This window comes from Nocardia halotolerans, assembly GCF_042650145.1.
GTDB lineage: Bacteria > Actinomycetota > Actinomycetes > Mycobacteriales > Mycobacteriaceae > Nocardia > Nocardia halotolerans.
Genome location: NZ_JBHSDL010000007.1, coordinates 16,118 through 30,185, shown reverse-complemented (window position 1 = coordinate 30,185; position 14,068 = coordinate 16,118). Strand labels below are relative to the sequence as shown.

At 65.9% G+C, this 14,068-nt stretch carries 13 protein-coding genes; 3 read left to right on the top strand and 10 right to left on the bottom strand.

The window, feature by feature from the left end:
• Positions 1-125: 125 nt before the first annotated feature.
• The 8 genes from ACFO5K_RS07365 to ACFO5K_RS07330 are packed head-to-tail and all read right to left on the bottom strand — an operon-like array spanning position 126 to position 8,730.
• A complete protein-coding gene (locus tag ACFO5K_RS07365) occupies positions 126-1,304 on the bottom strand; it encodes an MlaD family protein (RefSeq protein WP_378557827.1) in 1,179 nt (392 codons plus the stop codon).
• On the bottom strand, positions 1,301-2,392 hold the full coding sequence (locus tag ACFO5K_RS07360; protein WP_378557824.1) for an MCE family protein: 1,092 nt from the start codon (positions 2,390-2,392) through the stop codon (positions 1,301-1,303). Before ACFO5K_RS07360 ends, ACFO5K_RS07365 begins: the two co-directional genes overlap by 4 nt.
• Before the next feature lie 8 nt (positions 2,393-2,400).
• A complete protein-coding gene (locus tag ACFO5K_RS07355) occupies positions 2,401-3,507 on the bottom strand; it encodes an MCE family protein (protein WP_378557821.1) in 1,107 nt (368 codons plus the stop codon).
• A complete protein-coding gene (locus ACFO5K_RS07350) occupies positions 3,504-4,499 on the bottom strand; it encodes an MCE family protein (RefSeq protein WP_378557818.1) in 996 nt (331 codons plus the stop codon). The genes ACFO5K_RS07355 and ACFO5K_RS07350 overlap by 4 nt, the downstream gene beginning before the upstream one ends.
• On the bottom strand, positions 4,496-5,521 hold the full coding sequence (locus tag ACFO5K_RS07345; RefSeq protein ID WP_378557815.1) for an MCE family protein: 1,026 nt from the start codon (positions 5,519-5,521) through the stop codon (positions 4,496-4,498). The genes ACFO5K_RS07350 and ACFO5K_RS07345 overlap by 4 nt, the downstream gene beginning before the upstream one ends.
• Positions 5,518-6,972, bottom strand: a complete 1,455-nt coding sequence (locus ACFO5K_RS07340; RefSeq protein ID WP_378557812.1) for an MlaD family protein — start codon at positions 6,970-6,972, stop codon at positions 5,518-5,520. Before ACFO5K_RS07340 ends, ACFO5K_RS07345 begins: the two co-directional genes overlap by 4 nt.
• Before the next feature lie 37 nt (positions 6,973-7,009).
• Complete coding sequence (locus ACFO5K_RS07335; protein WP_378557809.1) at positions 7,010-7,873, bottom strand: MlaE family ABC transporter permease; 864 nt, start codon at positions 7,871-7,873, stop codon at positions 7,010-7,012.
• A gap of 2 nt (positions 7,874-7,875) precedes the next feature.
• Entirely contained in the window at positions 7,876-8,730 is an 855-nt protein-coding gene (locus ACFO5K_RS07330; protein ID WP_378557806.1) for an MlaE family ABC transporter permease, read from the bottom strand.
• Between the two features lie 488 nt (positions 8,731-9,218).
• Between ACFO5K_RS07330 and ACFO5K_RS07325 the strand changes: the two genes are divergently transcribed.
• Entirely contained in the window at positions 9,219-9,893 is a 675-nt protein-coding gene (locus ACFO5K_RS07325; RefSeq protein WP_378557803.1) for a S1 family peptidase, read from the top strand.
• 49 nt (positions 9,894-9,942) lie between these two features.
• On the opposite strand, the gene lppU is transcribed toward ACFO5K_RS07325, so the two are convergent.
• Entirely contained in the window at positions 9,943-10,560 is a 618-nt protein-coding gene (lppU, locus tag ACFO5K_RS07320) for an LppU family putative lipoprotein (protein WP_378557800.1), read from the bottom strand.
• 186 nt (positions 10,561-10,746) lie between these two features.
• Here lppU and ACFO5K_RS07315 point away from each other — a divergent pair, with 186 nt between their 5' ends.
• On the top strand, positions 10,747-11,946 hold the full coding sequence (locus tag ACFO5K_RS07315; RefSeq protein WP_378558542.1) for a serine hydrolase domain-containing protein: 1,200 nt from the start codon (positions 10,747-10,749) through the stop codon (positions 11,944-11,946).
• A gap of 330 nt (positions 11,947-12,276) precedes the next feature.
• Entirely contained in the window at positions 12,277-13,164 is an 888-nt protein-coding gene (locus ACFO5K_RS07310) for a L,D-transpeptidase (protein ID WP_378557797.1), read from the top strand.
• A gap of 105 nt (positions 13,165-13,269) precedes the next feature.
• Here ACFO5K_RS07310 and ACFO5K_RS07305 read toward each other — a convergent pair whose 3' ends face one another.
• On the bottom strand, positions 13,270-14,022 hold the full coding sequence (locus ACFO5K_RS07305; RefSeq protein WP_378557794.1) for an MBL fold metallo-hydrolase: 753 nt from the start codon (positions 14,020-14,022) through the stop codon (positions 13,270-13,272).
• Positions 14,023-14,068 lie beyond the last annotated feature (46 nt).

Sequence of the window (14,068 nt, the reverse complement as noted above, 5' to 3'; positions counted from 1 at the left end):
ATCAATCCTGCGCTTTCCCGGCACACACTGGCACCGACTTCGTTCGTTGGCCCGTGAGACGGACCACATGTGCTCTCAGTCGAGTATGCCCGGACCGACGCGACAGCATCGGGCCGGGCATGGTCTCACTTGGCCGGGATCGGGGTGCGTTCGTTGGGATCCACGCCCGGCGGCATCTGCGCGCCGTTGTTGGGCACGTTGGGTCGCGGCGCATTGGCCGAACCACGAATCTGCAGGTCAGCGGGCGGGTTGACGCAGTAGTTCCACTTCGGGATCGACCCGTCCTGCACTTCCTCGTTACGCCGGTATTCGGTGTCGTAGTAGCACGTCGGACGCGGCCAGACATCGATGATGGTGTGGAACTCGTTGTCGTGCGCCGGGTAACCGATGGCGTCCAGACCCAGCGCCAGCGACGGGAACAGCAGCCGCAGCGCGGGCTGACGCAACTGCGCCGCCTTGGTGATGGCCACGAAGTTGGCCGCCAGACCGCTGATCGGGTCAGCGGTCTTGTCCAGCACCGCGCCGAGGGACTCGAACTGGCCCGGCGCGTTGTCGAGCACGCTCTGCAGCTCGGCGTTGGCGTTGTTGAACTGGGTCAGCAACGTCCCCGAATTGCGGGTCAGCGTCTGCAGATCCGGTTGCGCGTTCGAGGTGGTCGCGGCGATCACCCGCAGGTTCGCGATGAGGTTGACCGTCTGCGGCAGCAGGCTTTCCAGACCGGCCACCACCAGGCTCACCCCGTTGATCAGCCCACGCAGCTGGTCGGGGCCGGCGCCGAGCGCGATGTCGAGCTCGTTGAGGATGGTCTTGAACTGCTCCGGGTTCACCGACCCGATCAGCGCGCTGGTGTCGTCGAGCACCGCCCACACCGGCACCGGGGTCTTGATCTGCTCGGGGTCGTACTTGATCACCGCGCCGTCACCGAGGAACGGACCGATATCACTGTTGGGCCGGAAGTCGATGTACTGCTCGCCGGCCGCCGACAGCGCCGCCACCTGGATCAGGGTGTCGACCGGGATCTTGTAGCTCTTGTCGATGATGGCCTTGGCCGCGATCGCCTGGCCGGAGTCGATCAGCTCGACCGAGTCGACCTTGCCGATCCGGTGCCCGCGCAGGGTCACGTCGTTGCCGGGCTGCAGACCACCGGAACGGTCGAGGTTGACCGTCACCTCGTACTCCGAGCGCAGCGGATTCACCCGCATCACGTTGACCAGCAGATAGGACGCACCCACCACCAGCACCACCACGAGGGCCGTGTTCGCCAGCACGATCTTGCTGCTGAAGAACTTCTTCGCCTTGTTCATCGGTGGCCTCCAACTCGGCCCTGAACGACCTGCAGCACCTGGATGAAGCTGCCGACGAAGTCGTTGACGTCTTTCATGTCATGGAACTTGCTGTTGGCCGGATCGGTCAGCAACCCGATGTCGAGGTTGGTCAGTGTGGCGTAGGGCGCCAGCGACTTGCCCTGGAAGGTGGCGTTGGCGCCGGGCCGGATCGCGTGCAGCTGATCCATCACGTACCCGAAGTCGTCACCGGTCGCGGCCAGCGCGTTCATCAGGTTGTCCAAGTTGGTGAGCAGCTCCGAGAGCTGATCACCGGTGGTGTTGGAGTAGTCGCCGAGGGCGGCGCTCGCCGTGGAGATCTTGGTGAGCAGATCGCCGATGGCCCGGTTGTTCTCGGCGATCGCGCCGATGGCCTGGGGCAGGGTATCGGCCACCTGACCCAGCTGGTTCTTGTTGACCTCGATGGTGTTGGCGAGGGTGTTGAACTCGTTGAGCACCGCGTCGACCCGGTCGCTGTTGTTGTTCAATTCGCCGACGACACCGGTCATTTCGGTGATCAGGTGCGCCAGATTGCCGCCCTGGCCCTCGAGGATCGAGCCGAGTTCGGTGCCGAGCCGGCTCAGGCTGGCCACACCGCCACCGTTGAACAGCATCGACACCGAGATCAGCAGTTCCTCGACCGTGGCGCCGGCGGAGGTGAACTCCTGGGTCAGCGTGTCACCGTCTTGCAGTGGCCCGCCGGTGGCCTCGCCCTGCGCGGGCTCGGACAGCGCGACGAACACGTCACCGAGCGGAGTGGCCTGGCGCAACTCGGCCCGGCTACCGCGGGGCAGTTCGATACTCTCGCTGATCTGCAGGTCGACCAGCGCCTTGAAGTCCTGGGTCGAGATGGCCGAAACCACCCCCACCTCGGAACCACCGATCTTCACCTTCGCCTGATCGGGCAGGTTCAGTGCGTTGTCGAATACCGCGTGGACGGTGTAGGTCTCGCCTTCGGCGCCCGGCTTGGGCAGTGGCAGGTCCTCCACGGTGAAACCACAGCCGGTCGTGATCGTCACCGTGGCCAGCGCAGTGGCCGCGAGCAGTGCGCGGCGGGCTTTCCTCGTCATGGGTCCGGTCATTTCGTCAGTCCGAGCAGTGCGGCGGTGACCCCGTAGTCGGGGCCGAAGTCCTGCATGTTCCCGGAACGGCAACCGTCGGACTTCATCTGGATGCGCTCACAGAACGTGCTGACGATCTCGCCGGAGAGCACGGTGCCGATCAGCGCGTGCAACCGGACGAATCCCTTCTCCTTGTTGATCGCACCGTCGATGTTCTGCATCAGCAGCGGCACGATGTCGACGATCTCGACCATCGCCCCGGAGTTGGCCCGCAACTGGTTGGTGACGTTGGTCAGGCCGGTCAGCGAGGTGGACAGTTCGTCGGCGTGCTCACCGAAGGTGCTCGAGGTGTTGGCCAGGAACTGGTTGAGCTGGTCCAGGGTGGCCTGCAGGCCGGGGGCCTGTTCGGCCAGCAGCCCCGACATGGCGGTCATCCGGTTGCTGAAGTCGCGCACCGACTGGTCGTTGTCGGCCAGCATCGAGGTGAGCTCGTTGAGCTTGATGATGATGTTGGAGATCGCGTCCTTGTTGTCGACACCGACCTTCAACGCCGAGGACAGCGCGTCGAGGGTTTCGCGGATCGCCTGACCGTTGCCGTTGAGCACCGGGTAGAGCACCCGGCCCGAGAGCGGGCCGAGTCCTTCCTGACCGGGTTCGGGCTTGAGCGCCGCGGCGAACTGGTCGATGGTCTTGATCATCGTGTCCAGTTCGACCGGGGTCCTGGTCCGGGCCAGGGGCAGGTGATCACCCGATTTCATGGCATCCCCGCCGGTATAAGGCGGGGTGATCTCGATGTGGCGGTCGGTGACGATCGAGGGCGAGATGATCGCGGCGATCGCGTCCTTGGGGATCTTCACCCCCGGATCGACGGTCATGTGGACCTCGACGAAGGTGCCCTTGGGCACGATCTTGTCCACCTTGCCCACCGGCAGACCGAGGACCATGATCTCGTTGTCCTCGTACATGCCCGCGATGTTCTCGAAGTCCGCGGTGATCTTGGTCGTGCGGCCCAGCGCGTCGTCGATCTGGCTGGGCAGCAGTGAACAACTGCCCAGGGTGAGCGCGGTGACGCCGATCATCAGCGCTTGACCCAGCCGCTTTCCGCTTGCGAAGTTCAGTTTCATCCTGCGCACCCTTGGATCACCTGTGTGAAGCACAGCCAGTTGTCGGGGAACAGCCACGGCAGCGCGACCGAACCGTAGTTGCCGTTGCCGAGCGCGTTGTTGAAGTAGCGCGCGGTGGGCTGACCGATCTGCAGCAGCTTGTCGAGGTTGTCCTTGTTCTTCTGCAGACCCTCGGCCATGGTGTTGAGCTGACCGATGGTGCCGGCGAACTGGTTACCGTTCTCACCGCCGATCTCCTCGAGCTGACGGGTCAGCGTGGCGATGTTGTCGAGCAGCTGACGCAGCAGGTTCTGCCGTTCCATCACCCGGTCGGCGATGGCCTCACCCTGAGTGATCACCAGCAGCACACTGTTGCGGTTGTCGGCCAGCAGCTGGGTGACCCGGTTGAGGTCCTTGATCAGGGTGTTCACCTCACCCTTGCGCCGGTCGATCACCTTGGCCAGCGCGCCGACGCTGTCGAGCGCCTGGGCCACCAGCTGCGGCGATTCCCCGAGCTGGCCGTCGATGGTGTTCAGCGACGCGGCCAGCTTCTCGGTGTCGAGCGCCTCGAACTTCGGGGTACCGACCTGCACCACATCGGCGATGTCGTAGGGGACATCGGTGTTGGTGCGCGGGATGGTGTCGTCCTCGAGGCCCGAACCGTCGCCCGGATTGAGGTCGACGTAGCGCGCGCCCAGCAGGGTGGCCATCTTGATCGCGGCGTGCGCGTCGGGCCCGAACTTCAGCGAGCTGTCGACATCGAAGGTGAGGACCACGTGGTCGCCTTCGATCTCGGCGCCGGTGACGGTACCCACCTGCACACCGGCCACCGCGACCTTGTCGCCGCTGGAGATGCCGGCCGCCTGCACGAACTCGGCTTTGATCGTCTGCTTCCCGATCCCGATGAACTGCAGGATGCTCGAGCCGACCAGCAGCAGCACCACGACCAGTGAGCCGATGATGCCGAGCCAGAAATTGCGGTTGCCGAGGAAAGTGGCTTTGAACTTGCTCACCGGCACACCTCCGAATGCGACGTGCCACCGATCTGGCTGAACAGCCCGCGCGGGAACAGCACCCCGTACAGCGAGATGTCGAGACCACACAGGTAAGCGTTGGCGTGGGCGCCTTCGGAGGTCATCCGGCCCAGGTCGGCGAGCATCGAGGGCATGTCGATCGCCACCTGGTCGAGCTTGGCGCCGTTGGCCAGCAACAGGTTCAGCGCCGCGGTGGTCGAGTTCTGGGTGGCGGCCAGCTTGGGCTGGATCTTGCTCATCATCGCGACCAGCGAGGTCGTCGCGTCGGCCAGCACCACCGTGGAATTCTGCAACGACTGGCCCTGGTCGTAGAGACCGCCGATCAACGCCCGGGTCTGGGTTACCAGGGTCTCCAATTCATCCCCTCGCTTGGCCAACCCGGCCATCACGGCGGAAAGGTTGGTGATCACGTCGGACAGGATCGCATCGCGGCGTTCGAAGTCGGTGGCCATCTGGGCCGCCTGAATGATGAACGACGACAGCGAGACCTGGTCCCCCTGCAACGCTTGGATCAGCGTCTCCGACATCGCGTTGACCTGAGCCGGTTCGAGCGCCTGGAACAGCGGCTGGAAACCGTTGAGCAGCGCCGAGATGTCGAACGACGGCTCGGTGCGGTCGATCGGAATGGTGGAGCCACTCTTCAGCACCTGCGGGTCGGCCGCCGCGCCCGGGGTCAGCGCCACGTAGCGCTGACCGATCAGGTTCTGGTACCTGACCAGGGCCTTGGTGTCGTCGAAGACGTCCTGGTCGCTCTGCACGATGAACGAGACCTTCGCGTCGTTCTTACCGTCGAGCTCGATTTCTTCGACCTTGCCCACGCGGACACCGGCCATGCGGACATCGTCGCCGGGACGCAGGCCCAAGACGTCGGTGAAGATCGCGGTGTACTTGCGGGTGTCTCCGTCGACGGTGCGGGCCAGTGTGTTCCACACGACCACGATGACCAGCATGGAAACGAGTGCGAAGATACCGAACCCGATCAGTGGCTTGCGGATACTCATGCGCCACCCTCGTTTTCGTACACGTTCAGAGTTCCGCCCTTCAGGATCGGACCGAGCATCAGGTACTCGGCGACCGTCGGTTCGCGGCCGAGCAGTTCGGTGATGGCCGCATTGCCTTGGTACGAGATCGGCGTGCCCGACGGCGCGGGCGCGGGTGCGGCGGCCGGAGCCGGAGCGGGCGCCTGACCGGGCAGTGCGGGCAGACCCGGAATCTGGATCGAGGGGACGAGCCCCTCGAGCGGGGTTCCGGCGAACGGCGTGATCTCGGTGCCACTGGCCACGTGCAGCGGCGCGCCGGGGGTGGTGAGGCCCGGAATCTCGGGCAGGCCGGGCACATTCACCAGCCCGGGCAGCCCCGCCGCGGCGTCGAGCGCGCGCGGACGCAGGTTCTCCGGCAGCGGCGGCAGGCTGACCTCGGCTGGTGCGGTGAAGCAGCTCGGGCCGAGCAGGTCACCGTAGCGCGGGCAGTCCGCGACGGTGTTCGGCTGGTACGGCGTGAACGTCAGACCGGCGTTCCACACCATCTGATTTCCGCTCGGACCACCGTGGAAGGTGGTGTTGAGCTTGGCCAGCGACGGACCGAACACCTGGAAGGTCTTGGTGATCGAGCCCGGTTCGTTCGCGATCGCGCCGAGGGTGGCGTTGAGGCCGACGGTGACTTCCTTGCCCACGTCCGGGTTGGTCGCGAACAGGTCGTTGACCCGGTCTGTGGTGACCGCGGCGCCGGCCAGCAACGCGACCAGCTGATCGCGTTTGGTCGCGATGGTGTTCGCGGTCTGCACCGAGCTGCCGAGCACGTCGAGCAGTTCCGGGGCCGACTGGTTCAGCGCATGCGCCGAGGCCGAGAAGTTGTCGAGCATTCCGCCCAGGTTCGGGCCGGCGTCGGCGACGGTGGTGAGCCAGTGGTCGAGGCGCTGGATGGTGGAGCCGGGTACGCGGCCGCTGCCGTCGAGCGCCTGGGTGAGCGTGCCGAGCACGCGGCCCAGCTGCACCGGGTCGATCTCGTCGAGGATGTCGCGCACCACGGTGAGGGTGTCCTGCAACGCGATGGTGCCCTTGCTGCGGTCCTCGGGGATCACCGCGCCCTCGGTCAGGTAATCGTCGGACGGGCCGTTGAAGACCAGCTCCACCGAGGTGACCGCGAACAGGTTGCTCGGCACCACGCGGGCGGTGACATTGCTCGGCACACCCTTGGCGTGCTCGGGCTTGAGCTCGATGTTCACGTGCTGCGCGGCACCCTCGTCGGCGATGTCGACACTGTCGACCTCACCCACGAGCACGCCACGGAACTTCACGTCCGCGTTGGACGGCAGGCCGTCGCCGGTGGTCGAAAGATTCGCGACCACATTGACTTTGGGAATGAAGTAACCCTGGTACCTGGCCATGAGGAAGCCGAGGATCACAGCGAATACGACCAGGCCACACACGCCCGCGACGTAGAGCTGCTTCATTGTGGGTCCGCGCCCACTCGGATCGATGATCATCTGGCTACCCCGAAATCCTGATGCCTGGGTCAACGCCCCAGATCGCCAAAGTCATGAACAGGTCGGCGAACACGACCAGGATGATGCACATCTTGATCGCCCGGCCCGCCGCCACGCCGACACCCTCGGGGCCGCCCGAGGCGAAGAAGCCGTAGTAGCACTGGATGAACGTGGTGATCATGACGAAGATGATCGCTTTGAGCAGCGAGTACAGCACGTCCGTCGGTACCAGGAATTGGTAGAAGTAGTGCGAATAGGTGCCAGAGGCGGTACCGCCGATCAGTTGCACCGTGACCGCGCACGACAGGTACGCCATCACCAGCCCGATGCAGTACAGCGGCACGATCGCCATCACCGCCGCCATCATCCGGGTGCTGACCAGGTAGGGCAGCGGGCGGATGGCGATCGAGTCGAGCGCGTCGATCTCCTCGGAGATGCGCATGGCACCGAGTTGGGCGGTGAATCGACAGCCCGCCTGGGCCGCGAAGGCCAGCGCCGCGAGCAACGGACCGAGTTCGCGGGTGGTGGCGAAGGCCGAGATCGCACCGGTGATCGGGCTCAGGCCGAGCAGGTCGAGCGAGGTGTGGCCCTGGATGGCCACGGTCATACCGCCGAAGGCGCTGATGATCAGGATGACGCCGATGGTGCCGCCACCGACGACGATGTTGCCGTTTCCCCACGTGACGTCAGAGAGCAGGCGCCAGATCTCCTTCGGATACTGCTTGAACGCCAGCGGGATCGAGCCGATCGAGCGCAGGAAGAAGAAAACCTGGTGGCCGAGGCGGGCGAGCATGTCGACGGGCGCTTTGCCCGCCTTCTGGAGTTGACGTATCGGCCGCAGCAGCGGGGGGACATATGTTGATGACATGGTCAGACCACCTGTGGGGGGAAGACAGCGGCGTAGATCTGCGTGATCGCCACATTGACGCCGAGCAGCATGACCATCGAGCTCACGACCGCCGAGTTCACCGCGTTGGCGACACCGCCCGGACCGCCACGGGCGTTGAGGCCCGAGTCGCAGGCGATGATCGCGGCGATGATGCCGAAGATGACCGACTTGAGCAGCGCCACCGCGAGGTCGCGGGTCACCGCGAAGGAGGCGAAGGTACTCATGTAGGAGCCGGGGGTGCCCGCCTGGGCGAAGATGTTGAACATGTAGCCGGTGATGAAGCCGACGAAGACGACGAAGCCGCACAACAGGAAGCTGACCAGCATCGCCGCGCCGAGCCGGGGGGCGACCAGCCTGCGCAACGGGTCGACGCCCATCACCTTCATCGCGTCGATCTCTTCACGGATGGTGCGCGAGCCGAGGTCGGCGCACACCGCCGATCCGACGGCGCCGGCGATCATGATCGAGGTGACCAGCGGCGCGCCCTGTTGAATGATGCCCAGGCCGTTGGCCGCACCGATGAACGAGGTGGCGCCGACCTGGCCGGCGATCGCGCCGACCTGGATGGACACGATCACCGCGATCGGGATGGCGACCAGCAGGGTGGGCGCGGCGGCGACGTTGGCCATGAACGCGCACTGGCGGACGAACTCGTCGAAGGGGAACCGTTTACGGAAGATCGCGACGATCAACTCCGTGATCGCCTCGAAACCCATTGTGATCTGTCGACCGAAGGTCTCGAGGGACTTCTTCGGATGGTCGTCCCAAAGGCCCTTGGTCCAGTCCACAGCTTCGCTGACTCGTGAACGTTCGGGTGGACTCTTGGTCGACTGCACTGCTTTTACCCCTCTCGACGCCAGGCCATCAACACCCCGACGACTTGTTTGCTTGACGCACCTTACTACGGAGTAGCGCAGAACACACCACCGACATGTGAGCGCTGTCATAGATGGAGGTCACTGTTGTAAACGGCTATGAGTTCCGCCATGAGGGACCATACAGCGCCAAATTGTGCGGTCTCCGAGTTTGGCTCAGGTGTCGTTTTCGGGCATGGAATCCCAGTACCGGCGGTCGCGGGAAAGAATATTGCGGAAAACTGTCATTCATAATGAATGCCCCGCCGCAATACTGCGAAAGGTCACGGACATAACTCGCACCGGCGCGTCCCATCACGAATTCGATAGGAATTCGCTATCACCAACGGGTGACGATTCGGCACCCGATCCGCGGCAAACGCGCGCCGCACAGGCGCGCCCGGGGCCGAATACAGGCACGATAGGCAGACCGAATTGATATCGTGCGGGCTTCCGACATCTGGAGGGACATGTTCAGCAAACTCGCCAAGGCGGCCCGTGCCGGGTTCGCTCTCGCCCTCGGTGCGGCTCTACTCGGCACCGGCGCAGGCACCGCCCAGGCCCAACCCGGCCCTCCGGTGGTGGGCGGCGGTTCCGGCATCGTCATCGACAACATGTTCGAATGCACCCTCACCACGATCGGCCACGACGGCGCGGGCCGGCTCGTCGGCCTGACCGCAGGCCACTGCGGTGAGGCGGGCGCACCCGTCTCCGCCGAGGTGGACCGCGGATACGGCGAGATCGGCCGATTCGCTTACACCAACACCGAACTCGACTACGCGGTCATCGAGTTCACGCCCGGCCGGGTCACCCCGGTCAACCGGGTCGGCAACGTCACCATCACCGGACTCGGCGGCCCCGCGCAGTTCCCGACCATCGTCTGCAAGGAAGGCCGGACCACCGGCAACACCTGCGGCGTCACCTGGGGCGATGTCTTCGCCACCAATATGGAGACCTGGACGCAGATGTGCGTGGTCGAAGGCGATTCCGGCGCGCCCGTCGTGGTCGGGTCGACGCTGGTCGGGATGGTCAACGCCTACCTGGCCGTCGCCTGCTTCGGGCCCGAGGTGGGCACCAACATGTCCGCGATCATCGACGATATGAACGCCCGAGGTGGTCCCGGCTCCGGGTACCACCCGATCTGAGGCGGCTGTGCACGTCGAGCGGGTCGCGGGCACGACGCGGCCCGCTCGGCTACAGACTCGCCACGCACACCACGAAGCGACGTTCGTGCTTCTCGAATCCGGTGTCGGCGTCATCGGGGCAGGAATCGACTGTGGCGGTGTCGTTCTCGACGCTGACGACCTTCACCGGTTTGACCGCGGACTCCGCGCAGTCGATACGCGTTGGGATGTCCTCGGCGATGTCCATGCAGCCGCCGACCACCCAGTCGACGTCGAGGCACAGCGCACCGGTCTCGATGCCGTCGAGGGTTTCGACGAAGTAGTTGTCACGGTCGCTCACGCAATCGGTGCTGCGCAGGCCCTTGCCGATGACCTTGAAGTTCGACGCGCGGCTACCGCAGGAGGCTTGCTCGATGGTGGCCTCGTCGGTGGTGCCCGCGACGGCCACACAATCGCCGATCGTCGCGTCGAAAACGCTGATCCCACCGCGCTGCGAAGCGGGCGCGGGCGCGCGCGAGGTAGTTTCACTCGCCGTGGTGGTCGGGGCCGCGCTGCTGGTCGCCGGGACGACGTCGACCGCGGGTTTCGCCTGGCCACCGATGGTGTTGCCGCAGCCGGAGGACACGAGCGCGGTCACCGTGATGGCGAGCGCACCGACGAACCGGCCGACGGGCAGATCTGCAAACACCTACTGTGAATACACCACCGGGACGACCGGCGTCGACTCGAGCCCGGTAGCCGATCGCCGGGCTGGGCTGGGTTTTCCGGCCCGCGCACCGGCCTGCGTCAGGAGAACCCGATGGTTGCGGCAACGGCAGGCGATTTCGAACCCACGATCGAGCCCGGCGGCCGGGCACTCACCGCGCCACGGCAGATGCTGGTCGATCCGCGGTTCATCCGGTTGGCCGACCACTTCTTCGGAATGTTTCCGCAGCCCGGTCGCGGTGGTGGCGCACTGGCCATCTATCTGGACGGGCGCCCGGTCCTCGACATCTGGGCGGGCTGGTCCGCCAAGGACCACCGGTGGCACGGCGAACAGGTGGCGCTCACCTTCTCCACCGGCAAAGGGGTGGCCGCGACGGTGCTGCACCGCATCGCCGAACGCGGACTCATCGACTACGACGCGCCGGTGGCCGAGTACTGGCCCGAGTTCGCCGCCCACGGCAAACACGACATCACCGTGCGCGATGTGCTCTCCCACCGGGCCGGGCTGCACCGGGTGCGCGGACTGGTACCCGGCCGCGAGGGCATCCTCGACTACGCGGCGGTGGTCCGGGCCCTGGCCGAAAGCCCCGCCGACCCGCGCCGCATCCGCACCTCGGGCTATCACGCGATCACCTTCGGCTGGCTGGTCGCCGAGATCGTGCAGCGCGTCACCGGCGAACCGTTCACCACCGTGCTGGCGCGCGAAGTGGCCCAGCCCTTGGGCATCGACGACTTCTGGTTCCAGGTGCCCGCGGCGCAACGGCATCGGATCGCGAAGATCTTCCCGCACCTGGCGCCACCGGGGATCCGCTGGAACACCGCGTCGTCGGTGCTGTCGTGGGTGCGGCCCATCCGCGGGCTGGCCGAAGCCGGGATGCCGGAGAGTTTCGACGAACTGGTCCGCGACCCGCGCGTGCACGACGCGGTGATGCCGGGCTGGAACGGGGTGTTCTCCGCACGCGCGCTGGCCAGAATGTACGGCGCGCTCGCCAACGGCGGTGTGGTCCACTCCGGTGACGCCGAGCATCGCGCCGGTGACCAGCCGGTGCGGTTCCTGCGCCCGGAAACGATCGAGCGGATCAACCGCACCCAGCCGACCGAAAGCCGCGACTACGTCCTCGGCCTGCCGCTGCACTTCACCCTCGGCTACCACCGCCCTGTCCTGATGACCAAGCAGCAGCCCAGGCATGCGTTCGGGCACTACGGAGTCGGCGGGTCGGGCGCCTACGCCGACCCCGATCTGGGGATGTCGATCGCCTTCGTCACCAACCGGCTGGGCAACGCCCTCACCGCCCTGGGTGACGCTCGCCTGGCCAAACTGGCCGCCATCGCCCAGGGGACCGTGCGTAAGCACCGGGCCCACGACTGAGCGATCCACTTCACAACCGGCCCGTGATCTCTCTCACGTGAGGTTTGAGACTCACAACCATGTGTTCCGCACCTGCTCGCCGCACAGACTCGCGACTCGCCGCCGTGAGCGCGGGGTTTGCCGAAAGCCGATGAGTAACAGCATGTTATGTGACCTGCCACACAGTGTTGTGGGTTCGTTATCGCCACCCGGCAGCACTGGCATGTTGTCACCTGGGGCGGGTAGGAATGAGCAGTCAGGGGTCGGGGCGTCGTTACCCCGTGGAGACCGTTGCGGACTCCGCGTCAATCACGAAGATCTCGCACCGCCGCGCGCGGAACGAGAGATGGAATGGACGAGAAACCTATGCACTACGAGGCAAATACGCAGCAATCGCGCTGGCTTCGCCGGGGTCTGCTGCTATCGGCGGCGATCGCGGCGACCGGCGCACTGATCGCCGCACCCGCGCAGGCCCAGCCGGTCCTGCCCGGCGCGGGTTCCAGCCAGCCGGTGGTCGACCAGCCCGCCACCCAGGCGCCGTTCGCGCCGCCGAACATCAACATCGCCGACGGCGAGACCGTTGGTGTCGCGCAGCCGATCATCATCACCTTCAAGGAGCCGGTCACCGACCGCGCCGCGGCCGAGCGAGCCATCGAGGTCACCTCGAGCACCGACGCGCCCGGCCACTTCTACTGGACCGGCGACAAGCAGGTGCGCTGGAAGCCGTACGAGTTCTGGCCGGCCAACACCGCCGTCACCGTGGTCGCCGGTGGCACCTCGAGCTCCTTCCACATCGGTGACGCCTTCATCGCCTCCGTGGACGACAACACCAAGATGATCACCGTGACCCTCAACGGTGAGGTCGTGCGCGAGATGCCGACCTCGCTGGGCAAGCCCGGCTACGAGACCCCCAACGGCACCTACATCGTGGGTGAGCGGCTCGAGAAGATGACGATGGATTCGTCCACCTACGGTGTGCCGATCACCGACCCCGAGGGCTACAAGCTCGAGGTCGAGTACGCCACCCGGCTGTCCAACAGCGGCATCTTCCTGCACGCCGCACCGTGGTCGGTGGGTCAGCAGGGCTACTCCAACGCCAGCCACGGCTGCTTGAACGTGAGCACCGAGGACGCGAAGTGGTTCCTGGAGAACACGCGCCGCGGCGACGCCGTGATCGTCACGAACACCCAGGGGCCCACCCTGAGTGCCGGTGACGGCCTGGGCGACTGGAACGCCTGACCCGCGACACACCGCCGGTTCGGCCTGATCGTGCAAAACGGGGCCTCGGGAATCAGTTCTCTGATTCCCGAGGCCCCGTTTTGCACGCTTGCGCCACCTCCACCCTCAGCGCAGCAAGCCGGCAGCGTGGTCGCGGGCTCGTGCGACAGCTTCGGCGATGCCCCGGCGGAAGGGGCGGCCGTGACCCGGCAGCACCAAGGGCGCGTCGACACCTTCCAGGGCGCGCAGCGCGGCGAGAGTGTCTTCGGTCGAGTGGTGGAAGAACTTCGGAAGTAGTTGGGGACCGGTGGTTTTCGAGGCCGGGTGAGCGGTGACGAGAGCATCACCGGTGGCGATCACCCCGTGTTCGGGGAGGTGGAAGGCGCTGTGGCCGGAGGTGTGCCCGGCACAGTGAACCGGGACCGGATTGCCCGGCAGATCCAGGGGACCATCGGCGGGGAAGGGCTGAATGTGGGGGACCGGGTTCTTGCTCAGTCCGCCCGCGGCGGTGATGCGAGCGGCCCAGGCCAGGATGGCGGGGTCAGCGAGGCGAACGATCACGTCGAGGGGAGTCGCGGATTCGTGCACCTCGCCGCGCGCGTGCGCCACCTCGGTCTCGCTGGTGTAGACCGGGGTGCCGTAGTGCCGGTGCAGATGGTTGAGGGCGCCGACGTGATCGAGGTGGGCGTGGGTGAGCAGGATCGCGACGATGTCCTCGGGGCGGTGCCCCAACTCGCGGATCGACTGCTCGAGCACACCCGCATCGCCGTACCAGCCCGCGTCGATCAGCGTGAGATCGCGGCCGTCCCGCAGCAGAACCATGTTCACATCGGTGCCGCGAACGGTGAACACATTGTCGGCTACCTGCTGATGCCGCATGAATTCCTCCCCATCACAATCGCTTTCGACCCTACCGGCGCATCAG